Here is a 26,403-nt window from a genome sequence, read left to right on the forward strand (position 1 = left end):
TCGACATCAAGGACATTAATTATTGAAATGGATCAAAGCAATAATACACACCGATTATTTTAAGCGGCAGTTAAAACCCATCTTGGTATCTACTATATTTTTTTCATAACCTAAACTTTGAATAAATTGATTTCGATCTGCTACTAACTGCTGATCGGCAGGGCTAAGACGCGCTTTATTTTTTTGAGCCAAGCTGTATGTTTCATTGACTAAGTCTTGATATAGCCCACATACTTCCTGACGCTTTGCTTTTTTCAATTGGCGACCACCATACCAAGAACGCTCAAAATCGTCGGCTTTTAGTGTTTTTCCCCATTCCTCAATACGCTGATTTTGTCTTTGCTGCATTTCCAGCATGCCCTGTTGTACTTCAGCCTTAGTAAAAGGCTTAATCACCTCAACCTTCGGTACAACTGGAACATTTTCTGTAGTTGCAGTGACGGTGACTGGTGTCTGTTCCGTTGTGTTTGATACGGTTGGATTAGCCCAACTCACTGATGAAATGAATCCGGTCGCAATCACGACACCAAAAGCTTTTAAATTTATAGATTTCAAGTTTTAAGTACCCGTTTTATTTCTTCACAGTGTTCTTATACACATTTTTATATTGATGCTGAAGTTATTAAGCCCTTATTTTACAAAACTTCATTGCTGTAAATGGTTCACTGTGCTCACTCCCAATAAAAAACCTCTCGACAGAGCGGCTTTTTGAACAGATCACACTTAGACCAATTCTTTAAAGTTTTGCTGACGCCAAGCTTCATATAAAATCACAGCAGTAGCATTAGACAAGTTTAAACTGCGTGAATTTGGTGCCATCGGTAGGCGAATCCAATGTTCTTTCGGGAACATCATACGGACATCTTCTGGCAAACCACGTGTTTCTGGCCCCATCAACAATGCTACAGGACGGTTTAAATCAGAGGTATGCGGTGTTTCAAAACCTTTGGTGGTTAATGGATAAATGGCATCCATCTCAATACCTTGCACTTTTAAGCCCGCAAGGCATTCTTCAAAGTTTTCCCACACTTTCATGTGTGCCCATTCATGATAATCCAAACCTGCGCGGCGAAGTTTTTTATCATCCAGCTCAAAACCTAATGGCTTGACCAAATGCAACTGCGCTCCAGTATTGGCACATAAACGAATGATATTCCCTGTATTTGCAGGAATTTCTGGCTCGTATAAAACAACATGTATCACGTATTTTCTCTATATTAAATTGTTTGATAAATACATATTTACCAAGATTTGACCAACTTCACTTTTGCAATCCCCCATGGGACTGCTTCAAGTCCTGACGATTCATCATTTAGAAAATCTTCAATTTCAGACTGTCTTGAAGAATCATCAAATAAATTATTGTAATTAAGTTCTAAATTGAATTTCTCACAAAGCCTATCTGCAAGATGGTGACAATGAAAACTGTGAAAATCTCCACAAGGTTCTATGCCAATATAGTCATAGCCTAAAAGTAATTCATTTGTATCTTCAGGTTCAACAATTACCTTCTTCAAACATGCATAAAGGCCGACCTCTCCTATATTAGGAAAAGCAGGTTTATAAATTTCAAGAATATCCTGTCTATATTCTTCATCAATATACATTGATAATAAGTGAACATTTTGACAATGCTCAAAGAATTTATGCTTATATTCTAAAGCAGTTTCAATATCGTAAAAGAGGCTGATCCAACCAACCTGATCTTGCAAACTATGTTGATCAGCCCACTTCCGCAAGTTACTCAATTGCAAATTAGACAAATTAAACTGGCTTTGTACATCTTCTATTTTAAAATGTGCATTTTTAACGCATGAATAAGACCAATCGCTAATCAAATGATCATTAATGCAAGAACTGCAAGTACGAATAAATTGATTAGCCCTGTTCAATAATGCATGCTGTTTAAGCCGCAACAAATAATAGCCAGCAAAATAATAGGCCATCCATCAATCCAGCCATTGAAGCTGTTCACGCAGACTCACCACATCACCAATAATCGTCAATGTAGGCGCCTGAATTTGGTATTCACTGACTTTAGATGCAATATCTGCCAATGTCCCGACCACGACTGTTTGTTCAGGTGTCGTCCCTTTAGAAACCAATGCGACAGGCATGTCTGAACGCTGCCCATGCGCGATGAGTTTCTCACAAATTTTTTCTAGACCGACCAAGCCCATATACAGCACAAGCGTTTGATTTTGATAAACCAACTCATTCCAAGGCAGCTCAGGCGAACCTTCTTTCAGATGGCCTGTCAGGAAGCGTACACTTTGCGCATAATCACGATGCGTTAAAGGAATCCCTGCATAAGCCGAACAACCAGATGCAGCAGTAATCCCTGGAACGACTTGGAAGGCAACGCCTGCCGCAAAAAGTTCCTGAATTTCTTCACCGCCGCGGCCAAAGATGAATGGATCTCCGCCTTTTAAACGGCAGACACGTTTGCCTTCACTTGCATATTTCACCAGTAAGGCATTGATGCCTTCTTGCGGAACAGCATGATTAGATCGTGCTTTACCTACGTAAATTTTTTCAGCGTCACGGCGGCAGAGGTCCATAATCGGCTGAGAAACCAAACGGTCATAGATCACCACATCCGCTTGCTGCATTAAACGCAGGGCTTTTAAGGTCAGCAGTTCAGGATCACCCGGCCCTGCACCCACCAAATACACCTCGCCTTTCGGCTGTTTCCATTCCAATATGGCCTGTTCAATCAAACGATTGGCTTCGGTCAAATTGTCATTAAATACCTGCTCTTTGAGCGGGCTTGCATACAAGTCTTCCCAAAAAATACGGCGTTCATCTGGATTGACGATTTTGGCTTTAACAGCTGCACGCCATTGACCTGAGAACTCAGCCAGTTTGCCCATGCCATGCGGAATTGAGCTTTCTAACTGGGTGCGTATTTGGCGCGAGAGTACTGGCGATGTGCCATTGGATGCAACAGAGATGACCAGCGGAGAACGGTCAATAATCGCAGGAACCATAAAACGGCAATGCGGCGGATCATCGACACTATTGACCAAGACATTTTCAGCTTCGCAGGCTTCAAATACCGCCTGATTGACCGCTTTGTCATTGGTTGCTGCAATCACTAAACGAAACTGACGCAGCGCAATGGCATTTTCTTGATAAACCGATTCGTGATAAACCGAGTTGAGATATTGACCTTGGGTTTGATTAACCAAGCTCAATAAATCATCTTCAATTTCGGGTGAACAAACTGTCAGCTGTGCGCCCGCTTTTGCAAGCAGCACAGCCTTTCGATATGCAATTCGACCACCACCAACAATCAGACAAGGTTGCTGCTGCAACTTCAAAGAGATTGGAAAGATATCCACACACGACCTCAATAGTTTAAATCTGATTGTCTTAAGCAATTTTTGTGCACAAATGTATGCACTTTATCGACTATTAATCGATAAATTCAGCACCGCCCATATATGGACGAAGTACTGCTGGAATTTCAATTGAACCGTCTGCACGTTGATAGTTTTCCATCACGGCAAGTAAAGTACGACCAACGGCCAAACCTGAACCATTCAGCGTGTGTACAAACTCAGTTTTCTTTTGGTCAGCACGGTAACGCGCTTTCATACGGCGTGCTTGGAAATCACCCATGCATGAGCAAGATGAAATTTCACGGTAGGTATTTTGACTTGGCACCCAAACTTCTAAATCATAAGTTTTGATTGCGCCAAAGCCCATGTCGCCACCACAAAGTACGACTTTACGGTACGGTAAACCAAGTGCTTGCAAGATTCCTTCAGCATGACCTGTTAACTGTTCCAATGCTTCCATTGACGTTTCAGGTTTTACAATTTGAACCATTTCAACTTTGTCGAATTGATGCTGACGAATTAAGCCACGCGTATCACGACCATACGAACCTGCTTCACTACGAAAACATGGCGTATGCGCTGCATATTTTAATGGCAAACGTTCTGGGTCAATGATTTCATCACGCACGAAGTTGGTTACAGGCACTTCTGCAGTCGGGATCAAGTAGTATTCTTTTTCGCCTTGAAGTTTAAATAAATCTTCTTCAAATTTAGGCAATTGACCTGTACCACGTAAAGAGTCTGCATTGACTAAATACGGTACATAAGCTTCGGTATAGCCATTTTCCAAGGTATGTGTATTTAACATAAATTGGGTAATTGCACGTTGTAAACGCGCTAATGGCCCTTTGAGTACGCTAAAACGAGTACCAGTCAATTTAGTTGCGGTTTCAAATTCTAAACCGCCCATCATTTCACCAAGATCAGTATGGTCTTTGACTTCAAAATCAAACTGACGTGGTGTACCCCATTTTAAAACTTCAACATTGTCATTTTCATCTTTACCTTCTGGCACAGACTCATGAGGTAAATTTGGAATCGATAAAGATTTGGCTTCGAGTTCAGCTTGAAGGTCAGAAAGTGCGAGTTCAGCCGCTTTAATTTCATCGCCAATAGCAGACATACGTGCCATGATTTCAGATGCATCACCGCCAGCTTTTTTAATTTGACCAACTTGTTTTGCACCAGCATTACGTTCAGCTTGTAACGACTCAGTTTTAGACTGAATTTCCTTACGGCGAGCTTCAAGGTCTGCCCACTCTGCTACGTTGAGTTGAACACCACGTTTTGCTAAGGCTAAGTTTACAGCCTCAATATTATTTCTGAGTAATTTCGGGTCGATCATAGCCAATCTTAAGTAAAGAAAAAAACTGGCTATAGTGTAAGCTCTTAACACTCAAAAATACAGTGACCGAGCTTACAGCTGCCCCTTATTAGACCAATAATCTTGCCTCAAATTGTCTTATTTGGTTTCGTAATTTGGCAAACTTGGTAAATATTCAGGTTTAAATAGCCCTTTAGCCATAAAATATGGAAGTTTTAGCTCAGGCATGCCCTCTGCGTAGCTCGCCAATTCATACAGCGGATAAGCAAATACGATCCCGTTCGCGCCATAATAAAAATTATCGCTTAACTGTAGTTTTGAACGTTCAATATCGTGACTATCCAACCACATATAGTTGGCATCAAAAAGTGCGCTAATCACTTTCGCATCTGCACCTTTGACCAAGACATCTTGTAAAGCCAAACGTTTTTTAGCTTTTAAATCAAAATTGACATATTCAACATGAGACATGCCATGAGCAGCATGCGCTGCATAGGTATAGCTTTCGATCGCAAAAGTTGCGATATGTCCCCACTGACTAATATATCGAACAGAAGTGGTACTTTGACTTAAGCCTGCATCCGTCTTGTCCGATAAATCAATTTTTTGATTCGGCTCAGTTGAAAATGCAATCGGATCTGCCTTTTTAATTCGGTCAGTAAAATATTGATTAATCCAATCAACATTGGTTTCAACCGTTTGAATCGTATATTGGGTACAACCTTCCGCATCGCAAGCTTGTGCTTTCGGCAATTGCATCGCAACAGATTTCGATTGAATAAGTGGAATCGCATCAGCGACGACCGCTGGCTTCTGTTCCGTCGTTGCACCTTCAACAGGTTCATTTCGAGGATGACAGGCCGTTAATGACCCAATTAAAACCACAGCTGAAACAGCCCAAGCTATATTATTCATATGATTTTTTTCATCCCAAAATTCCCTATAGCAACAGTCAAAACCACAAGTCACTTCATTTAAGCAACCTGCGAATATCAGCATACTACTAAATTTCACTTAAATTCAGCTTGCTTGCTTTACATTTCTCCATAAAAAAAGCAGACCGATGTCTGCTTTTTTTCGTTCATGAGAATTATTGATCAATAATGTCCGTACCTTTTGGAGGTACAAAGTTAAAGGTTGACGCTGGAATAGACGCATTCACCTTCACATTATTGAAACGTACATTTGTTGTTTGACCTAATGAGTCTTGGAGAATCATTAAGGTTGGTGCATTTTTCGCACCAAAACTAATGGTTAAGCTTTGAAATACGCCATCATCACTTTTTGGATATAAGGTGTAATAAGTTTTTGTCTTATTTGGCTGTGTAATACGATAAGACTTCATGATTTGAGCCGTATTACCCGACAATAATAATGCAGGCGTATTCGCAACTTGGTCATCTAAGCTTTGGCGTACTGCTTGTTGTAGGTCTGGGTCATAGATCCAAACTGTTTTACCTGTAGTCGCAATGGTTTGCTTAGATGGGCTGGTTGTTTCCCAATAGAATTTACCCGGACGCTGAACTTTCATTACCCCAGTAAAAGTCTGGTTCATATGCTGCGCACTTAAACCTTTCTTTTGAGTGGCTTTCGGGTTGGTCACTTTTGTAGTTTGCTGAAAGTTAGCAGTAAAACTTTTAATACCCGATAATTGTTTCACCAAATTGGCAGTTGCCTGCTGCTCCGACGCTGCAACTGGTGCCGCGAATACTGTCGTACTCATAACCGGTGCCAGTGTCGCTGCACCTAATGCCATAGCACAGATGGTTTTACGAAGCATTTTCATAGATTCACCTTTTATATTTGCATCAACGCAATTTGTTAGATGGCTCCATCTTAAACCACTTTCATTGACTAAATTTAGAGAAAATAAGAAGTTTTGTATGGTTATTAATGCAAATTGCTGTTTTTTATTCATCATGATGGAGAAATATAAAGTAAAAAGGCCCTTGATTTGACTCAAATGCCTTTCAAATAATTAAACCATGATTTAGCAATTTCAACATTCCAATTTTCAGTTATTTCCATTGCCACCCAATAGCAGCTCCTGCACCAAAGTCACTTTCAGAGTTGCTGGTTACCCCAATTTTATACACATATTTTTTGTTTTCAGTGACACCACTGAAGCCAAGTGCATAGCCTTGCTCACCGTCCCAAGTCCCCATACCTGCACTGAACATGTTGTAACCTGCATCTGTGGGTTGTGGTAAGGAAGCGATTGCAATGCTTGAAGCCACTGCTGCATAGGTTCGATCTTCGAGTTTTCGCATGTCTCTATTCAATGCGTTTACACGACTATTAGTATAGGCGTTTGCCTGGTTAAGAGTTTGTTGCCCAACTTGGTTCACATAAGTTTTTGCTTCATTCAGGATATAGGTGTCCGCAGCATCCATTACTTCTTTAGAGATCCCATTGGTACCATTTGTTCCTTTAAGGCTGGCCAACCATTGAGTAACGCTGCCTTCAAAACCATTACCAACTGCAACGTCATAAGTACTAAAACCTGTTGCACCAGTCATACCTGTATTACCCATATCGCCTTTTAAGCTAGCGAGCCATTCGGTAATGGTACCGTCAAAACCATTTACTTGCGCAACTTGATAAGCATTATATCCAGTGGCTCCTGTCTCACCTGTTGCTCCAGTATCACCTTTTACACCTTGAATACCTTGCTCGCCCTGTAAACCTTGAAAACCCTGTTCACCTTGTGCTCCAGTATCACCTTTCACACCTTGGATACCTTGCTCGCCCTGTAAACCTTGAAGACCTTGTTCACCTTGCGCTCCAGTATCACCTTTCACACCTTGGATACCTTGCTCGCCCTGTAAACCTTGAAGACCTTGTTCACCTTGTGCTCCAGTATCACCTTTTACACCTTGTGGTCCTTGTGGTCCTTGTGGTCCTTGTGGTCCTTGTGGTCCTTGTGGTCCTTGTGGTCCTTGTGGTCCTTGTGGTCCTTGTGGTCCTTGTGGTCCTTGTGGTCCTTGTGGTCCTTGTGGTCCAGTATGAGGTTTTCCTCCGCCACTATGTCCATAACCATTGCCATTTCCATGACTTGTGTGTCCTTTGCCTCCTGAATGCTGATGTGAATCATTACAGCTACTCGAACAGGTTGAACCACCTAAGGTATGCTCTCCTGAACCGCTAGCCCAAGTGATTGAACCCAATGACAGTAAAATACTCACAGCTAGTAATTTTGGTACAGCTTTAATAGCGATTGAAGTTATTTCACCAAGTTGTAGTGTCTTTTAAAATGCAATTTGTTGGCTTTTATCAGGACAATTCCTTTTCTGATAGTCAGCACCGATAAAAACTGTATTCAATATTTTATTCATGTCCTTATCCTTTTTTTGTATTTGTACTCCTCTATTACGCTCTTTATATTTTGTGATTTAAATCACTATTTATGGTGGTTTATTGCTACATACATCGTTTACAACAATCAAGAAAAATACCTCAAATTTTATTCAGACAAAAAAAACCCGCAAAAAATGCGGGTTTTTTTCTATTAAAGCTTACGCTTCAACAGATACGTAGCGACGACCGAATTGGCCTTTCACTTCGAATTTCACAACGCCGTCAGCAGTTGCAAATAAAGTATGGTCACGGCCCATACCTACATTTACACCAGCGTGGAATTCAGTACCACGTTGACGAACGATGATGTTACCAGCAGTCACAGATTGACCGCCGTAGATTTTAACACCCAACATTTTTGGGTTCGAGTCACGACCGTTTTTAGTCGAACCACCGGCTTTTTTAGTTGCCATGTCTACTTACTCCTCGTAATTAGCCTGAAATAGCTGTAATTTTCAACTCAGTGAACCATTGACGGTGACCTTGTTGTTTACGATAGTGTTTACGACGACGCATTTTGATGATGCGGATTTTGTCGTGACGACCATGGCTAACTACTTCAGCAGTTACTTTAGCGCCAGCTACTACTGGTGCACCAATTTGAATGCTGTCACCGTTAACAAGCATCAACACGTCATCAAAAGTAACAGTTGAGCCAGTTTCAGCTTTCAATAATTCTACTTTAAGGGTTTCACCCTCAACTACACGGTGTTGTTTACCACCGCTTTGGATTACTGCGTACATTTAAGTACTCCAAACATGCCCGTGTTGTCGTGCCGGTAAAGGGATATACCGATCTTAAAACGATCGTCACTGGGGTTTTGCAAAGGCAAAGATTTTAAGGGATAACCCGAAAAACAACAAGTCATTTCCGTAAAATATTAGATGAGTATGCGTTTATTATATAAACAGTGTCATTAAAAGTATTAAAATGAGTGCTCTATTTCACTTATCATGCTTTTGACAAGGTTTGACATAGATTTTTAGCAACAATTCGCTAATATACTCTGGACTGACATCAACAACATGCTGTTCAAACAACATGCTAAAGATAAAAGTCTGTTAAAAAATAAGTACAATACTTCCGCTTGATGAAAAAAATCACTTAAGATTAAGTCAATTGAGTAAGTTCTTATCTGTTATTCATATAACAAATTGCTACACTACGTCTGTAATTCAAAAATTATTGAGGTTTCTCTTCATATGACCATCGACTTTAAGCAAGATATTCTCGCGCCTGTTGCTACTGACTTTGCTGCGATGGACAAATTTATTAATGAAGGGATCACATCTAAAGTTGCCTTGGTCATGGCAGTCAGTAAACATGTAGTCGAAGCAGGCGGTAAACGCATGCGTCCCATTATGTGCTTACTTGCAGCAAAGGCTTGTGGCGCAGAAGATTTAGAAAAACACCGTAAACTTGCAGCAATTATTGAAATGCTACATACCGCAACCTTGGTACATGACGACGTAGTCGATGAATCGGGTTTACGCCGTGGCCGCCCAACCGCAAATGCGACATGGAATAATCAAACTGCCGTACTTGTGGGTGATTTTTTGATTTCTCGCGCTTTTGATTTATTGGTGGATCTAGACAGCAAAGTATTACTCAAAGACTTTTCAACGGGTACCTGTGAAATTGCTGAAGGTGAAGTTTTACAACTTCAATCACAACACCAACCCGAAACTACTGAACAAACCTATTTAGATATTATTCACGGTAAAACTTCGCGTTTATTTGAGCTCGCTACCGAAGGTGCAGCGATTCTGACTGGTACACCAGAGTACCGTGAACCGCTTAGAAAATTTGCCGGACACTTTGGAAATGCCTTTCAAATTATTGACGATATTTTAGATTACACCTCAGATGCTGAAACATTAGGTAAAAATATTGGCGATGATTTGATGGAAGGTAAACCAACTTTACCTTTAATCTCTGCCTTAAAGAATACCACTGGCGAAGAACATGACATTATTCGCCGCAGTATTGCCACAGGTGGTACGGCAGATTTAGAGCGTGTTATTCAGATTGTACAAAGCTCTGGGGCGCTTGATTATTGTAGCCAACGAGCGACTGAAGAAACTGAGGCAGCACTAGCCGCTTTAGCAGCGCTACCAGATACTGAATATCGTCAAGCTTTAATCAACCTCGCAAACTTGGCATTACACCGAATTCAATAATTAACAATATTCATCGTAATTCCCCTTGCCTATGCATATAAAACTGAATGATATCTTTTTGACCATGCAGCAACAGCTCGATACCCCTCGGGCTGTGCTGGATGAAAACTTGCTGATCGAATTGGTCAACCGAATTCGACCAGAAGATACAAAAAATACCGACGAAATTAAGAAAAAATTTCAGGCTTTCATCCAAGCTTTACTCATCACGCCAGATGCAGCCTCTACCCTGCAAAGCTTTGTTCTAAACCTCATTAGCCGATATAAACAAACCAGTTTATATGCGGACACGGGTATTTTGTCTCTCGATGGTTTTTGGGGACAACTGTTCCAACGTCTTGGCGCACATTTTCTTCCCCTGATCAATGACGAAACTCAACTACAAGATTTAGTCCGTCGAGTTTTTTATCGTCATAGCGACAAATATTGGCTCGACAGTATTGATGATCAGCAATGGATGCAGCTCTTTCGATTGTTTAACCAAGGTCATAGCAATCAGGAAGAAAAAAAGAAAATTCGCCGTGAATTAATTAAGGCCATTACCGTTTTGTCTTATCGGGTGAGTGGTATTGGCTTATATCCTGAATTTATTAATGCGCAGCCTGAACTGACCGAATATGAATCGCCTTTTTTGGTGCAAAACCGTGAAATAAACGATTTTATTCAACAGTATAAAAAGCTCCATCAAAGTGCTGAAGAAATGAGTGCCGTGCTACCGCCGGATGCTTCTCAAGCGTTGGTGATGCTGGAACAATGTCGTGATGTGGTGCTGAAGATTCGGCGTGCGACCAAACGAATTGGCGTAAGTGTCAGCCTGACTTACTTATTGTCGCTTTTAGAACAGTGTTTAGATCGCTTAGAAATCTTACTCAACCTGATTGTTGAAGAAGATGATGTCCGCTATGTTTCTATGGGTAGTTTACTCAGTGATGTGACGTCAGCGATTTATAGCGAACGCAGTGTGCGCGATTTGCTCGCCACCAATAGTGAATTGGTTGCCCTACAAGTCACCGAAAATGCAAGTAAAACTGGCGAACACTATGTAAGTACGGACAAACAAAGCTTTATGAGCATGTACCGATCTGCGGCAGGTGCCGGCGTGATCATTGCATGTATGGCAACACTAAAAGTGCTGATGACCCGTGTCACCATGGCACCGCTCATGCAAGCCATTTCATATAGTCTGAACTACTCTTTCGGCTTTATGCTGATTCATGTCTTACATTTTACGGTTGCTACCAAACAGCCTGCGATGACAGCTGCCGCACTTGCCTCAACGGTTCAGCATCGTAAAGGCTCGAAAATGGCTCAGATTGCCGAACTTGCCGCGCTGATTATTAATATTATCCGCACCCAGTTTATTGCAATTTTAGGCAACATCAGTATTGCGATTCCTGTTGCAGCGCTGATTGCCCTCAGTTGGGACATGGCTTTACATGAACCTTTAATGAATCATGCAAAAGCAGCCAAAACATTACACGACCTTAACCCATTCACTTCTCTCGCTGTCCCACATGCTGCGATTGCTGGGGTATGTTTGTTTTTATCGGGTTTGATTGCCGGTTACTTTGACAACATGGCGGTCTATCGCAAAGTTGGACCACGAATTCAAGCGCATCCAAAGTTAAAACGCATCATGGGTCAAGACAGACTGGATAAGTTTGCCGCTTACATTGAACGAAACTTAGGTGCTTTGGCGGGTAACTTCTTATTCGGGATCATGCTGGGTAGTATGGGCACAATTGGTTATATCTTAGGTTTACCTTTAGATATTCGCCATATTGCCTTCGCATCGGCTAACTTTATTCAAGGCCTCATCAATATCAATGGTTCGCCAGACATTGGCTTAATCATTGTGTCATTCTTAGGGGTTATTCTGATCGGTCTGACTAACTTATTCGTCAGTTTCACGTTAACAATTATTGTGGCACTACGGGCTCGTCGCGTAAGATTTGAACAATGGAAACCCCTGGCTAAATTGGTGATGACTCATTTTCTAACTCGACCAAGTGACTTTTTCTGGCCACCGAAAACCCCACTTGAAGTTGAAGATGGCACACAAGCCAGTAAGAACAATCATTAGCAGATTTGTGTTTTATTTTAGTAAGATGTAAATGAACACAAAAAATAAAATCAGTATGATTTACACAGACTTGAAATAAAGTGTACTGATGAGTACACTTTAGTCCATTAATTAACCGAGCTCGAACCGGTTAAAATGACAAGGAATAAAATATGCCACGAACGCTACTGTTTGTTGGTTTTTTTGCATTAATTATCAGTGTGTTGTCGCTTTATTCTAGCCATTTAAATCTAATAGATTTAAATATCGTGGAATGGATGAGTCAGCACCGTATTGCTGTTTTTAATCAAATTGCCATCGGACTTTCGGCGCTAGGCGGCATGCCTTTTGTATTATTTTTCACCACGCTATGGTGTTTACACTTTGCGTGGTATAAAAAATACACAGAGATTGTTTTTATCAGTATAGGGATCTTTGGAAGTATCGGCCTTGCATGGTTGCTTAAATTTACGTTCACCAGACCGCGTCCCCCAGAAATGTACCATCTTGTAGCGTCTTACGGGAGTTCATTCCCAAGCGCACACAGTTGTTATGCTGCATCGCTTGCGTGTCTTATGATCTTGATTTACCGACAACATGCTCAACATCGCTTGATCACCATTTTGGCATTGTTATGGATGCTGTGTATGGGTGTTTCGCGAGTATATGTTGGGGTTCATTTTCCGACAGATGTCTTATCCGGTTGGAGCATAAGTTTTATTTGGATCGCGCTACTTTATTTGAGTTACATCAAAATCAGTAAAGCGTAAACAAATGAATAATTTAGATAAATATCTAATTGAGGTGGAACAATGATGTCTGCAAAGCTTTGGGCTCCCGCCCTGACTGCTTGCGCATTGGCAACAAGTATTGCACTTGTTGGTTGTAGCAAAGATCCTAAAGATGCACAGCAAGCTGCTGCTGCACAGCAAATGCCACCAACTGAAGTCGGTGTCATTGTTGCCCAACCGCAAAGCGTTGAACAATCTGTTGAACTTTCCGGCCGTACATCTGCCTATGAAATTTCAGAAGTACGTCCACAAACCAGTGGTGTAGTACTGAAACGTCTATTTGCAGAAGGCAGTTATGTTCGCGAAGGACAAGCCTTGTACGAGATCGACTCGCGTACAAACCGTGCTTCAGCTGACAGTGCTCGTGCTGCTTTAACACGTCAACAAGCAAACCTAAACGTGTTACGTGTTAAAGAAGGTCGTTACCGTCAGCTTGTTGGCTCAAATGCGATTTCTAAACAAGAATACGACGATATTGTTGCTCAAGTTAAACTGGCTGAAGCAGATGTTGCTGCATCTCAGGCAGAACTTAAAAATGCAGAAATTAACTTAGGTTACTCAACTGTACGTGCGCCAATTTCAGGTCAAACCAACCGTTCAACAGTGACAGCGGGTGCTTTAGTTACTGCATCTCAGGCTGATCCATTAGTCACAATTCAACGTCTTGATCCAATGTACGTTGACATTAACCAATCAAGTGCTGAACTTCTTCGTCTACGCCAACAGTTAAGCAAAGGCAACTTAGACAGCAGTAATAACACCAAAGTGAAATTACGTCTTGAAGATGGTAGCGAATACCCAATTGAAGGTCGTCTTGCATTCTCTGATGCAAGTGTGAACCCTGATACAGGTACGGTTACCCTTCGTGCTGTGTTCTCTAACCCGAACCATTTATTGCTTCCGGGTATGTTTGCCAATGCTCGCATCGTTCAGGGTGTGATTCCAAACGCTTACCTCATTCCACAAGCTGCTATTACACGTACCCCTACAGGTCAAGCAATGGCAATGATTGTGAATGCAAAAGGTGCTGTTGAATCTCGCCCTGTAACCACTGTTGGTACACAAGGTTCGAATTGGATCGTGACTCAAGGCTTGAATACTGGCGATAAAGTGATTGTTGACGGTATTGCGAAAGTTAAGCCAGAGCAACAAGTTGTAGCCAAACCGTATCAACCTCAGGCTGCTGCACCTCAAGGTGCTCAACAACCTGCTGCAGCAAAAGAACAAGGTAAAGCAACAGAACAAGCAGCGCCTAAAACTGAACAAAAAGCTACTTCAAACGCATAAGGAGTAGACTGAATGGCTCAATTCTTTATTCATCGCCCCATTTTTGCGTGGGTGATTGCATTGGTAATTATGCTAGCGGGTGTACTCACGCTATCAAATATGCCAATTGCACAGTATCCGACCATTGCGCCGCCAACGGTTTCAATCTCTGCGACTTACCCTGGTGCATCTGCAGAAACAGTTGAAAACACCGTAACCCAAATCATTGAACAACAAATGAATGGTTTGGATGGCTTACGTTATATTTCGTCAAACAGTGCGGGTAACGGTCAGGCATCTATTACATTGAACTTTGAACAAGGGATCGATCCAGATATCGCCCAAGTTCAAGTCCAAAACAAACTCCAGTCTGCGACAGCGCTATTACCTGAAGATGTACAGCGTCAAGGTGTAAAAGTCACCAAATCTGGCGCAAGCTTCCTACAAGTTGTAGCATTCCACTCACCGTCGGGCAAGTTGACTGCGGACGACATTAAGGACTATGTAAACTCGAATATTTCTGAACCTCTCAGCCGTGTGGCAGGTGTAGGTGAAGTCCAAGTATTCGGTGGTTCTTATGCGATGCGTATTTGGCTAGATCCAGCCAAAATGGCAAACCTGAAAGTTACACCGAGTGATGTGGCTGCGGCTATCCGTACACAGAATGCTCAGGTTGCTGTTGGTCAGTTAGGCGGTGCGCCTGCAACTGAAGGTCAAGTACTGAACGCGACAGTTACAGCACAAAGTTTGTTGCAAACACCAGAGCAGTTTAAAAACATTTTCCTGCGTAACAGTAGTGATGGTGCTCAAGTACGTTTAGGTGATGTTGCACGTGTTGAATTAGGTGCTGACAACTATCAGTTCGACTCTAAGTTCAACAACAAACCTGCTGGTGGTGTAGCGATCAAACTAGCAACTGGTGCAAACGCATTAGATACAGCCGAAGCTGTTGAAGCACGTTTAAAAGAACTACGTCCAAACTACCCTGAAGGTTTAAAAGACACGCTTGCATTTGATACGACTCCATTCATTAAGTTATCGATTGAAAGTGTTGTACATACCCTTGTAGAAGCCGTGATTCTTGTATTCTTTGTGATGTTCTTATTCTTACAGAACTGGCGCGCAACGATTATTCCGACATTGGCTGTACCTGTAGTGGTATTGGGTACTTTTGCTGTCATTAACATGTTTGGTTTCTCGATCAACACACTCACCATGTTCGCGATGGTACTGGCGATTGGTCTCCTCGTGGATGATGCGATTGTTGTCGTAGAGAACGTTGAACGTGTCATGGTTGAAGATCATCTTGACCCCGTGACTGCAACTGAAATCTCAATGAAACAGATCTCGGGTGCCTTAATCGGTATTACCTCTGTGTTAACCGCTGTATTCGTGCCGATGGCATTCTTCGGTGGTACGACAGGTGTAATTTATCGTCAGTTCTCAATCACGCTGGTAACAGCAATGATTCTGTCATTGATTGTAGCATTGACCTTTACCCCTGCCCTATGTGCGACCATGTTGAAACAACATGATCCAAACAAACCTGAAAGCAACAATATCTTTGCCCGTTTCTTCCGTTGGTTTAACAGCTCTTTTGATAAAGTTGCGCATAAATACCAAGGCGGCGTGAACTTCATGACACACCACAAGATTTTCTCTGGTGTGATTTATGCAGTTGTAATCGGCTTATTAGTGCTTTTATTCCAAAAGTTACCATCATCATTCTTACCTGAAGAAGACCAAGGTGTTGTAATGACACTGGTACAGTTACCACCGAATGCCTCACTTGAGCGTACGGATAAAACTGTCACTGCAATGACCGATTACTTCCTGAAAAACGAAGAAAAATATGTCGATTCTGTATTCAGTGTTGCCGGTTTCTCGTTCACAGGTGTAGGTCAAAACGCAGGTCTTGCATTCATCAAGTTAAAAGATTGGGAAGACCGTACATCACCTGAATCTCAAGTGGGTGCGATTATTCAACGTGGTATGGCATTGAACATGATCGTGAAGGATGCTTCATACATCATGCCAATCCAATTACCAGCAATGCCTGAATTGGGTGTAACTGCCGGCTTCAACTTGCAGTTAAAAGCTTCTGCAGGTCAAACTCATCAACAACTTATCGATGCCCGTAATATGGTACTCGGTATGGCTGCTCAAGATAAACGCCTCATGGGTGTTCGTCCTAACGGTCAAGAAGATACACCACAGTACAAAATCACGATTGACCAAGCTCAAGCTGGTGCTATGGGTGTGAGTATTTCTGAGATTAACACCACAATGGGTATGGCATGGGGTGGTTCTTACATCAATGACTTCGTTGACCGTGGTCGTGTGAAGAAAGTCTATGTACAAGGTGAAGCTGCGGCACGTATGATGCCTGAAGACCTGAGCCAGTGGTATGTCCGTAACAACCAAGGCACAATGGTACCATTCTCGACCTTCGCTACTGGCGAATGGACTTATGGTTCACCACGTCTTGAACGTTATAACGGTATCGCATCTGTGAACATTCAAGGTTCACCGGGTGTAGGTGTAAGTTCGGGCGACGCGATGAAAGCGATGGAAGAAATTGTACAAAAACTTCCTTCGATGGGCGTTCAAGGCTTTGACTATGAATGGACTGGTTTATCTCTAGAAGAACGTGAGTCTGGCGCACAAGCACCATTCCTATACGCACTTTCATTGTTAATCGTCTTCCTATGTCTTGCTGCCTTGTATGAAAGCTGGTCTATTCCGTTCTCAGTATTACTGGTTGTACCATTAGGTGTATTGGGTGCGTTATTACTGACTTTCCTTGGAATGGTGTTCTTCAAAAATCCAAACTTGGCGAATAACATTTACTTCCAGGTGGCTATTATTGCCGTCATTGGTTTGTCCGCGAAGAATGCGATCTTGATCGTAGAATTCGCCAAAGAACTTCAAGAAAAAGGTGAAGATCTGTTTGACGCAACATTGCATGCCGCTAAAATGCGTCTACGTCCAATTATCATGACCACTTTAGCCTTTGGTTTTGGTGTACTTCCGCTTGCCCTTTCTTCGGGTGCAGGTGCAGGTAGCCAGCACTCTGTAGGTTATGGTGTATTGGGTGGCGTAATCAGTTCTACCCTACTTGGTATCTTCTTTATTCCTGTGTTCTACGTATGGATCCGAAGTATCTTTAAGTACAAACCAAAACAACAAAATAATCAGGAGCATTTATCGTGATGCAAAATGTATGGTCTATTGCAGGTCGTAGCATTGCGGTTTCTTCACTTGCGCTTGCTTTGGCTGCCTGCCAAAGCATGCGTGGTCCAGAGCCGGTTGTTCAGACCAATATCCCCGAAAGCTACACAGCAAGTGCTTCTGGTACTTCTGTTGCTGAACAAGGATATAAAGATTTCTTTGCTGACCAACGTCTGGTACAAGTTCTTGACTTAGCTTTAGCCAATAACCGTGACCTACGTACGGCTGCTTTAAATATTGAACGTGCACAGCAACAGTATCAAATCACTGCCAATGGTCAATTACCAACCATTGGTGCAAGTGGTAGTGTACTTCGTCAAGACACGTTGAATACACAAAAGCCTATCACCTCTTATAATGTCGGTTTAGGTGTCACTGCTTATGAACTTGATTTTTGGGGTCGTGTACGTAGCTTAAAAGACAATGCTTTAGACAGTTACCTTGCAACTGCAAGTGCCCGTGATGCAACACAAATTGCGTTGATCGGTCAAGTGGCTCAAGCATGGTTAAACTATGCATACGCTAACTCAAACTTGAAGCTTGCAGATCAAACCTTAAAGGCTCAGCTTGAATCTTACAACCTGAACAAAAAGCGTTTTGATGTCGGTATTGACAGTGAAGTTCCTGTTCGTCAGGCTCAAATTTCTGTAGAAACTGCACGTAATGATGTTGCGAACTACAAAACTCAAATTGCTCAAGCGCAAAACTTATTGAACCTATTAGTGGGTCAACAAGTACCTGCGAACTTGCTGCCGAACCAACGTGTCAATCGAATTACTTCGACCAATACCATTGGTTCAGGTATTCCAAGTGACTTGTTGAACAACCGTCCAGATGTCCGTGCAGCTGAATATAAACTGTCTGCTGCCGGTGCGAACATTGGTGCAGCTAAAGCACGTCTGTTCCCTACGATTAGCCTGACAGGTTCTGCGGGTTATGCTTCAACGGACTTAGGTGATCTATTTAAATCAGGCAACTTTGTATGGTCTGCTGGCCCTAGCCTAGATATTCCAATCTTCGACTGGGGTACACGTCAGGCCAATATTAAAGTTTCTGAAACTGACCAGAAAATTGCATTGTCTGATTATGAAAAATCAGTTCAGTCAGCTTTCCGTGAAGTAAATGATGCGCTTGCAGTTCGCCAAAACATTGGTGACCGTATTGCAGCACAGCGCCGTTTAGTTGATGCAACCAATACAACCTACAAACTGTCAAATGCCCGCTTCCGTGCTGGTATTGATAGCTACTTAACTGTACTTGATGCGCAGCGTGCATCTTATGCAGCTGAGCAAGGTTTGTTGTTGCTTGAACAAGCAAATCTCAACAATCAAGTTGAATTGTATAAAACACTTGGTGGTGGTATCAAAGCCAACACTTCTGATGCTGTGCAATACCAACCTTCTACTGCTGAGCGTAAAGCTGCATCAAAACAATAATTTGATTTAGCCTAGCCCGTAATATTTGAAAAGCTCACTTCGGTGGGCTTTTTCATTTTTAGATCGGAGCTACAAAATAAAAATGAACATATTGCTTTTTGTTGAAGAGTTTCCTATCTTCAATTCACCTTTTTATATTGATAACTAAAAATGCTTTTAAGTAATCTTGAATCTGTTCCGGGTCATACCATTACACAACAACTTGATGTCGTTTATGGCAGTACTGTCCGCAGTAAACATGTTGGTCGTGACTTTATGGCTGGCCTAAAAAATATCGTGGGTGGTGAACTCAAAGGTTATACAGAACTACTCGAAGAATCCCGTCAAGAAGCTATGAGCCGTATGATTAATAAAGCACGTGCCTTAGGCGCGAATGCAGTCGTCGGTATCCGTTTTTCAACCTCAAATATTGCTCAAGGCGCCTCTGAATTATTTGTGTATGGCACGGCAGTTCGCGTAGAAGCCAACTCAGCAAAACTACCAGACCCATTTCCAACTCAGGACTAAGTCATGGATGCCTTTATTTTTAAAGTCCTGATCTTTGTGGTGCTCTTTTGTATTGGTTGGGGCTTCGGTCGCCATATCGAACAAAAGCATCTCAAAGAACTCGAAGCTCAAGAAAAGCGATTGGCGCATATTCGCATAGACAACAACCGCTTTAAAACTACTGAACAATTCGGACAACTGATTTCAAGTAATGTAGTGATTTCACATGATTATTTTAAATATGTGATTGCCAATATTCAGAACTTCTTTGGCGGACGTTTAACCAGTTATGAAAGCATCGTTGATCGGGCACGTCGTGAAGCCGTGGTGCGTTTAAAGCAAGAAGCTGAAAAGATGGGCGCAACGCAAATTATGGGCCTGCGTTTAAGCACCACTGAGTTGGGTATGCAAGGCGGCATGGTCGAAGTCTTTGCGTATGGGACAGCAATTCAAAAGAGAGACATCTGATCTCTCTACTTCTCCCCAATTCATTTTTACTATTTAATTTACTTTACACAATGTGTTTTCAAACTCTTCATAACTCACATTTTCATTGCGACAAACTTTAAAACAAACTTCATTAAATTTCTTTTCATCAATATTTGGATCATGATAACTAAATGCAACATCTCCAGCATAAGCACGTGCCAGATCTTGCACCACAATGTCAGCTTTACATCCATATAAAGTTGGACATGCCTCTAATGTTCCTTCGTAATACTCTTTACACTGAGTCGGTTCGACATCCACCTTATTGGGTTTTTGCATCGACACATTTAAACCATTTTCATTCATTAGAAGAAAATATTGAAGTTTTCTAAATGGTTTTAAGTCAATCTCGAGTCCCGAATGATTGATACGAGCCAATTGATCTTTGTAAGAATTATGATCATCTGAGATTAACTCTGCATTACCAGCTTTGTCGATTTTGATAAAGCTATAGTTGACAGGCATATATGCGCCACTCCCCTTATGTGCAATCACTTCGATCAAATGATCTTTCGCAATAAATGCTCCTGTAAATACAGTCGATTCAACACTGGTCAGCAACTTACCTTTCACTAAAATACAATATCCAAAACATTGATCTTTGAGTCTAGCTTGATCGCCTTTAAAATCATCAACAGGATGAAATTCAGCTCGCCATTTAAAATCACCAATTTTATTCGAGCTATAAGGTAATTTATCAACATCTGAATCTTGAGGATTTTGACTATAATACTCAGACTTCAATAATCCTTTTTCATCAAATAGTGCTTCGATCGGTAACCACCCCTCGTTCGGTCCTCGTATTACAACTTCTGCACTCGCCGCTTCAACATTAGGTTCAATCTCAACAGATTCAGTAACTGGTTCTGATACAGTTCCTATTTCTTTTTCAGGCTTTTCGAGTGTTGAGTTGTGCTCAATTTTTTGAGTTTTCTGTTTAAAATAAAAATAAGCCACCGTACCAATTACACCAATGATTGCGCACAAAATGATGGCTATTCCCCATTTGTTAAAATTATTCTTTTTCATTTCTTATAATCTCGATACTCATTAAAAAAGTCACTGTTAAGAGTGACTTTTAAACAATTTAAACTTGTTAAAACTTACTTCACTTTGGTTTTACGAATCATTTTATACAACGTTGTCGGTGATAAACGTGACACCCAAACTCCGAGCTTTTCTTTAGAACCACCCACCACGATGTATTCTTCCCCTCGTTGCAAAGATTGCACTACTGCTTCGGCAAACTCATTGGCTTCTAGACCATTTTCAATGGCTTCATCCTGATGCCCTTGTGGCTTGCCGGCACCATTGAGTGCATTAAATGAAACATTGGTTTTGACAAATCCGGGGAATATCACCGATACGCCCACCCCTTGATCCGCAACTTCCGCACGTAGACTGTTCGCCCACATATGAATGGCAGCTTTTGCAGCAGAATAGGTCGCGCGGTACTGTGTCCCTAAGAGGCCTGCAACACTTGAGACAAAAGCAATTCGACCAGACTTTTGTGCTAAAAATGTCGGTAAAACGGTTTTGGTTAAATAGACTTGCGAAAAATAATCTACTTCCATGATGGCACGTTCAGTTTGCATAGTCGTATCCGTAATCAATGCACGCTGACTCAATCCCGCATTATTGATTAGCCAATCAATTCGGCCTTTATGCGCAAGGACTTGTTCATAAGCATGGCGAACTTGTTCTTCATTGGTAATGTCTGCACACACTGAAAGATGCTGATCTGGATGTAATAATGAAACCCGGACTTTTTCCAACTCTTCAAAACGACGTGCGGTCAAAATGACCTGTGCCCCTTGCAAAGCACATTCTTTCGCTAAAGCTTCACCCAAACCTGAAGATGCCCCAGTAATCCATACCACTTTTCCGTTCAAATCATCACGTTTTGCCATTTTGACATCCTTTTAAATAACTAATTTATTCATTTATATGTATTTTATGCTTTATGTAGTACAGGCTCATTGCTCAAAAACACCATAAAATGATCAAAGTACTGACTCATCGATTGTGCATCATAAATTTTGCCGAGTTTATCGAAGCGTTTATATCCGAGTTGCGTGGTGAGATTGATGACACCGGTTAAAGTTTTATCCACCACCATATTAAATTTCAGCATTTTTTTTGGTTCACGCACCAAATGCGTCACCCCTGCATCGACCACTTGCGTGAATGCTTTCAACGCGAGCGGCACATATTGGTTTTGCCCGTCTTTCATCTGACTGACAAAGCCTAGCAAGTCATTCGCTAGAGAGGCATCGATCGGGTAATGCATAAAATGCTGACCATCTTCGCTATAAAAACGTCCATATAAATAATTCACCATCGGTACAAGGCGGTCATTGCCGAAAAAAGACACAGACCACGGCATATATTTACGGGTCGTTTCACGTATTTGCTGAATAATTTTTTCGGATTCATTGTCTCCAGACTTATTCATGCGCGCCATTTGACCAAAAACTTGATCTAAAATTTCACATGCAATATCCGCTAGATTATCCCCTAAGGCTTTGGACTGACTTTCTGTTTCACCTGCATTAAGTTTTTGATGAATCGTCTCAAAACGTTGATATGTCGTAGGTTGAATCTTTAAAGAAATAGAATAAGTCATTTGATATTGCTCCTTTTATCTTAGTTTTGGGATCAATGGATACTTCTTATCTTAGGTCCTATCATACGGACTCTTTTATTTACTGCCAAATCCTAAAAGTTAACATTCGCCCAACATCCCTAATTCACCATTTTTTTTGCTACAATAGATCTAATTTTTTATCCACTTTTGATCTGTTTAGACTATGACTGATTCAGCGCAAAATATTGCTACGACCTACGATCCGACCGAGATCGAAAAAAAATGGTACAAGACTTGGGAAGAGAGAGGCTACTTCAAGCCATCTCAAAAAGGTGATTCATTCTGTATTATGATTCCGCCACCAAACGTCACTGGTAGCTTGCACATGGGTCATGGTTTCAACAATGCCATTATGGATGCGTTGACTCGTTATAACCGTATGTCTGGCAAAAATACCCTTTGGCAGCCGGGTACCGACCACGCAGGTATCGCAACGCAAATGGTTGTTGAACGTCAGCTTGGCGCAGAAGGCATCAGCCGTCACGACCTTGGCCGTGAAAAGTTCATCGAAAAAGTGTGGGAATGGAAAGAACAATCTGGCGGTAACATTACCCGTCAAATTCGTCGTCTAGGCTCATCTGTAGACTGGTCTCGTGAACGCTTCACCATGGACGAAGGTTTATCAAATGCTGTGAAAGAAGTATTTGTTAAGCTACATGAAGAAGGCTTAATTTACCGTGGTAAACGCCTAGTCAACTGGGACCCTAAACTACAAACTGCCCTTTCTGACTTAGAAGTTGAGTCTGATAAAGAAGAAGCAGGTTCATTGTGGCACTTCAAATATTTCTTTGAAGACAAATCAATCCGCACGCACGACGGTAAAGATCACATCGTGGTTGCAACAACTCGTCCTGAAACATTGCTTGGCGATACAGCAGTTGCGGTTGCGCTTGATGATGAACGCTATGCGGCGCTTGTGGGTAAAAACATTATCCTGCCAATTACAGGCCGTGCTGTTCCAATCGTTAAAGACGAATATGTAGACAAAGAATTTGGTACAGGCTGTGTGAAAATCACCCCTGCGCACGACTTCAATGACTATGAAGTGGGCAAACGCTGTGAACTTCCAATCATCAACATTTTCAACAAAAATGCGGAAGTGTTGAGCGATTTTGAATATATCGCAAAAGCGGGCGAGCAAATTTCTAAAACTATTCCTGCACCTGCGGACTACATTGGTTTAGAACGTTTTGAAGCACGTAAAAAATTGGTTGCTCAAGCGGAAGCTGAAGGCTGGTTAGACCAAATTCAACCATATACCTTGAAGCCACCTCGTGGTGACCGTTCAGGCGTGATCGTTGAGCCACTTCTAACAGACCAATGGTATGTGAAGATCGCTCCTCTTGCTGAGCCTGCAATCAAAGCTGTAAAAGATGGCGAGATTAAATTCGTTCCTGAGCAATACAGCAACATGTACATGGCGTGGATGAACAACATTCAAGACTGGTGTATTTCACGTCAATTGTGGTGGGGTCACCGTATCCCTGCTTGGTACGATGCTGAAGGCAATGTATTTGTCGGTCGCGACGAAGCTGAAGTTCGTGCGAAAAATGGCATTGCACCTGAAGTTGAATTGAAACAAGACGAAGACGTGCTTGATACATGGTTCTCTTCTGGTCTTTGGACATTCTCAACTTTAGGTTGGACTGGCGACGCAGCGAAAGATAAAGAAAACTATTTCTTAAATACTTTCCACCCAACTGATGTGCTTGTGACTGGCTTTGACATCATCTTCTTCTGGGTTGCCCGCATGATCATGATGACCATGCACTTCATGAAAAATGAAGACGGCACACCGCAAGTTCCGTTCAAAACTGTGTACGTTCACGGTTTGGTACGTGATGGCGAAGGTCAGAAGATGTCTAAATCTAAGGGCAACGTGCTTGACCCATTAGATTTGATTGACGGTGTTGATCTTGAAACTTTAGTACAAAAACGTACCACAGGTTTGATGAACCCGAAACAAGCCGCGAAGATTGAAAAATCGACCCGTAAAGAATTCCCTGAAGGTATTCAATCTTACGGTACAGATGCTGTTCGTTTCACATTCTGTGCGCTTGCAAACACAGGTCGTGACATCAAGTTCGACATGAAACGTGTTGAAGGTTACCGTAACTTTGCCAACAAAATCTGGAACGCTACCCGTTTCGTGATGATGAACTGCGAAGAGCAAGTGATTGGTCAAGAAGTACGTCAAGACCTTTGGGAATTGCCTGAACAATGGATCGTGAGCCGTCTGCAAAAAGCGGAACAAGTGGTGCAAACAGCATTTGCGACTTACCGTTTAGACTTGGCTGCACAAGCGATTTACGAGTTCATTTGGAATGAATACTGTGACTGGTATGTCGAGCTGACTAAGCCTGTTCTAAATGATGAAAACGTATCAGTTGAGCGTAAAGCTGAAGTACGTCGTGTTCTTCTTGCTGTAATGGAAGCATCTTTACGTTTGGCTCATCCGTTGATGCCTTACCTAACAGAAGAAATTTGGCAAACGCTTGCGCCGAAACTGAACATTTCTGGCGAAACAATCATGTTGGCTCAGTACCCTGTTGCGGATGAAGCGAAAATCAACGAACAAGCTGAAGCAGATATGCAATGGCTGCAAGGTTTGATTGGTGCGGTACGTAATATCCGTGGTGAGATGGGCTTAGGTAATGCTCGCTTGTTGCCTGTTCTTCTGCAAAACACGACTGATGCTGAAAAAGCACAAATTGCTCGTATTGAACCGTTGTTTAAAGCATTGGCAAAAGTTGAAAGCATTACCTTCCTAGCTGATGCTGAACAACCGCCATTGTCTTCTTCTTCTGTCGTCGGTCATGTGTCTGTATTTGTTCCAATGAAAGGTTTAATTGACCCGAAAGCGGAATTAGGTCGTTTACAGAAAGACTTAGACAAGGTTCAAAAACAGCATGACCAAATTGCAACTAAACTTGCGAACGAAGGTTTTGTGGCGAAAGCACCTGCGGCTGTAGTTGAAGGTGAGAAAGTGAAACTTGCTGAGTTTGCTGACCAGTTAGCGAAGATTAATGCGAATATGGAGCAGATTGCGGCGCTTTAATGTGTTGCTTATTTGACTTTTATTCTGTAAAAAGAAGCCTTTAGGGGCTTCTTTTTTTACAATTATGAACATAGATTATTTAATAAAAGATATTTTTAAAAGAAAAGGGATACTTCATACCGTAGATATTCAAATATTTATTGAAACAATTTTAAAACAATATCTCGAATACAAAGATATTGCATTTGAAGAATATGTTGAAGTTAATGAATTAATTTACAACATAATTACAGATGAAAATATTGATGATATAAGTGGGCCTGTAGCTATAAATTTTGCTGTATTCCCAAATGAAATTATATTAAAAGAAAGTAAAAACTTAGATCCTAAAAAGTTTATTGAATATGAAAAAAATATTTCAACCTATGTAGAATCTACATCAAAGATGTTGAATAGCTTTCTTAACAAAAACCATTTGAAATCTTTAGTTATATTAACTTTATTAGATGATAGTGAAATTAATGAATTAAATGAAAGATTTTCACATATTTTAGATTTTTATCATAAAAATGTGGTTTTTTTAGGTACTTCTTTCTTAAACTCCCTGATAGAGCAAATTCCATCGGATTTAGAGGCACTAACTAACAAACTTTTTTCAATTAAGATTAGGGTCTGTTGACATTTGTTGATTAAAAAAATAGCGAGATAGTAAAATTAAATCGCCAAACCCAATTTTACACTCGCTATGCCTCGAACAATGCTAAATGATCAACACTGGTCCAAGTTACTTG

At 41.5% G+C, this 26,403-nt stretch carries 23 protein-coding genes; 10 read left to right on the plus strand and 13 right to left on the minus strand.

Annotated features, from left to right (window positions below):
* Nucleotides 1–54 precede the first annotated feature (54 nt).
* From FTU77_RS10830 to rplU, 10 genes are all read right to left on the minus strand, one after another.
* A complete protein-coding gene (locus tag FTU77_RS10830) occupies nucleotides 55–555 on the minus strand; it encodes a hypothetical protein (RefSeq protein ID WP_218947298.1) in 501 nt (166 codons plus the stop codon).
* Between the two features lie 168 nt (nucleotides 556–723).
* Nucleotides 724–1,203 carry a tRNA (cytidine(34)-2'-O)-methyltransferase gene (locus FTU77_RS10835; RefSeq protein ID WP_180055770.1) on the minus strand — a complete coding sequence of 160 codons (480 nt, stop codon included), beginning with the start codon at nucleotides 1,201–1,203 and terminating at the stop codon, nucleotides 724–726.
* 38 nt (nucleotides 1,204–1,241) lie between these two features.
* Nucleotides 1,242–1,946, minus strand: coding sequence for a hypothetical protein (locus tag FTU77_RS10840; RefSeq protein WP_180007575.1), 705 nt, complete (start codon nucleotides 1,944–1,946; stop codon nucleotides 1,242–1,244).
* A gap of 3 nt (nucleotides 1,947–1,949) precedes the next feature.
* Nucleotides 1,950–3,344, minus strand: a complete 1,395-nt coding sequence (gene cysG / locus FTU77_RS10845) for a siroheme synthase CysG (protein WP_180055771.1) — start codon at nucleotides 3,342–3,344, stop codon at nucleotides 1,950–1,952.
* Between the two features lie 73 nt (nucleotides 3,345–3,417).
* Nucleotides 3,418–4,689: a serine--tRNA ligase gene (gene serS, locus FTU77_RS10850; protein ID WP_168378122.1), complete on the minus strand. Its 1,272-nt coding sequence runs from the start codon at nucleotides 4,687–4,689 to the stop codon at nucleotides 3,418–3,420.
* A 117-nt stretch (nucleotides 4,690–4,806) separates the two neighbouring features.
* Nucleotides 4,807–5,583, minus strand: coding sequence for an RsiV family protein (locus FTU77_RS10855; protein ID WP_180055772.1), 777 nt, complete (start codon nucleotides 5,581–5,583; stop codon nucleotides 4,807–4,809).
* Nucleotides 5,584–5,758: 175 nt separating this feature from the next.
* Entirely contained in the window at nucleotides 5,759–6,454 is a 696-nt protein-coding gene (lolA, locus tag FTU77_RS10860) for an outer membrane lipoprotein chaperone LolA (RefSeq protein ID WP_180011509.1), read from the minus strand.
* A 232-nt stretch (nucleotides 6,455–6,686) separates the two neighbouring features.
* Nucleotides 6,687–7,853, minus strand: a complete 1,167-nt coding sequence (locus tag FTU77_RS16170; protein ID WP_373685821.1) for a YadA-like family protein — start codon at nucleotides 7,851–7,853, stop codon at nucleotides 6,687–6,689.
* Between the two features lie 330 nt (nucleotides 7,854–8,183).
* Nucleotides 8,184–8,438 carry a 50S ribosomal protein L27 gene (gene rpmA, locus FTU77_RS10880; RefSeq protein WP_067764378.1) on the minus strand — a complete coding sequence of 85 codons (255 nt, stop codon included), beginning with the start codon at nucleotides 8,436–8,438 and terminating at the stop codon, nucleotides 8,184–8,186.
* 19 nt (nucleotides 8,439–8,457) lie between these two features.
* On the minus strand, nucleotides 8,458–8,769 hold the full coding sequence (rplU, locus tag FTU77_RS10885) for a 50S ribosomal protein L21 (RefSeq protein ID WP_078191390.1): 312 nt from the start codon (nucleotides 8,767–8,769) through the stop codon (nucleotides 8,458–8,460).
* 459 nt (nucleotides 8,770–9,228) lie between these two features.
* Here rplU and sdsA point away from each other — a divergent pair, with 459 nt between their 5' ends.
* From sdsA to FTU77_RS10925, 8 genes are all read left to right on the plus strand, one after another.
* A complete protein-coding gene (gene sdsA, locus FTU77_RS10890; protein ID WP_078191391.1) occupies nucleotides 9,229–10,206 on the plus strand; it encodes an All-trans-nonaprenyl-diphosphate synthase in 978 nt (325 codons plus the stop codon).
* 31 nt (nucleotides 10,207–10,237) lie between these two features.
* Nucleotides 10,238–12,289 (plus strand): site-specific recombinase, encoded by a 2,052-nt coding sequence (locus tag FTU77_RS10895; RefSeq protein WP_180055782.1) that lies wholly within the window; start codon nucleotides 10,238–10,240, stop codon nucleotides 12,287–12,289.
* 152 nt (nucleotides 12,290–12,441) lie between these two features.
* A complete protein-coding gene (locus FTU77_RS10900; RefSeq protein ID WP_180055773.1) occupies nucleotides 12,442–13,038 on the plus strand; it encodes a phosphatase PAP2 family protein in 597 nt (198 codons plus the stop codon).
* A 42-nt stretch (nucleotides 13,039–13,080) separates the two neighbouring features.
* Complete coding sequence (locus tag FTU77_RS10905) at nucleotides 13,081–14,346, plus strand: efflux RND transporter periplasmic adaptor subunit (protein WP_168378125.1); 1,266 nt, start codon at nucleotides 13,081–13,083, stop codon at nucleotides 14,344–14,346.
* Between the two features lie 12 nt (nucleotides 14,347–14,358).
* Nucleotides 14,359–17,538, plus strand: coding sequence for an efflux RND transporter permease subunit (locus FTU77_RS10910; RefSeq protein ID WP_078192210.1), 3,180 nt, complete (start codon nucleotides 14,359–14,361; stop codon nucleotides 17,536–17,538).
* Nucleotides 17,538–18,992: a multidrug efflux RND transporter AdeIJK outer membrane channel subunit AdeK gene (gene adeK / locus FTU77_RS10915; RefSeq protein WP_180021981.1), complete on the plus strand. Its 1,455-nt coding sequence runs from the start codon at nucleotides 17,538–17,540 to the stop codon at nucleotides 18,990–18,992. The genes FTU77_RS10910 and adeK overlap by 1 nt, the downstream gene beginning before the upstream one ends.
* Before the next feature lie 150 nt (nucleotides 18,993–19,142).
* On the plus strand, nucleotides 19,143–19,499 hold the full coding sequence (locus FTU77_RS10920; protein ID WP_180005073.1) for a YbjQ family protein: 357 nt from the start codon (nucleotides 19,143–19,145) through the stop codon (nucleotides 19,497–19,499).
* 3 nt (nucleotides 19,500–19,502) lie between these two features.
* Nucleotides 19,503–19,946, plus strand: coding sequence for a YbjQ family protein (locus FTU77_RS10925; protein ID WP_180005074.1), 444 nt, complete (start codon nucleotides 19,503–19,505; stop codon nucleotides 19,944–19,946).
* A gap of 33 nt (nucleotides 19,947–19,979) precedes the next feature.
* Here FTU77_RS10925 and FTU77_RS10930 read toward each other — a convergent pair whose 3' ends face one another.
* From FTU77_RS10930 to FTU77_RS10940, 3 genes are all read right to left on the minus strand, one after another.
* Nucleotides 19,980–20,996, minus strand: coding sequence for a hypothetical protein (locus FTU77_RS10930; protein ID WP_180055774.1), 1,017 nt, complete (start codon nucleotides 20,994–20,996; stop codon nucleotides 19,980–19,982).
* A gap of 74 nt (nucleotides 20,997–21,070) precedes the next feature.
* Nucleotides 21,071–21,877, minus strand: coding sequence for an SDR family oxidoreductase (locus FTU77_RS10935; RefSeq protein ID WP_180055775.1), 807 nt, complete (start codon nucleotides 21,875–21,877; stop codon nucleotides 21,071–21,073).
* 44 nt (nucleotides 21,878–21,921) lie between these two features.
* Nucleotides 21,922–22,593, minus strand: a complete 672-nt coding sequence (locus tag FTU77_RS10940; protein WP_180055776.1) for a hypothetical protein — start codon at nucleotides 22,591–22,593, stop codon at nucleotides 21,922–21,924.
* Between the two features lie 184 nt (nucleotides 22,594–22,777).
* Here FTU77_RS10940 and FTU77_RS10945 point away from each other — a divergent pair, with 184 nt between their 5' ends.
* Complete coding sequence (locus FTU77_RS10945) at nucleotides 22,778–25,672, plus strand: valine--tRNA ligase (protein WP_180055777.1); 2,895 nt, start codon at nucleotides 22,778–22,780, stop codon at nucleotides 25,670–25,672.
* A gap of 64 nt (nucleotides 25,673–25,736) precedes the next feature.
* On the plus strand, nucleotides 25,737–26,291 hold the full coding sequence (locus tag FTU77_RS10950; RefSeq protein WP_180055778.1) for a hypothetical protein: 555 nt from the start codon (nucleotides 25,737–25,739) through the stop codon (nucleotides 26,289–26,291).
* Nucleotides 26,292–26,403 lie beyond the last annotated feature (112 nt).

Source organism: Acinetobacter sp. YH12142 (assembly GCF_013418435.1).
Classification (GTDB): domain Bacteria; phylum Pseudomonadota; class Gammaproteobacteria; order Pseudomonadales; family Moraxellaceae; genus Acinetobacter; species Acinetobacter amyesii.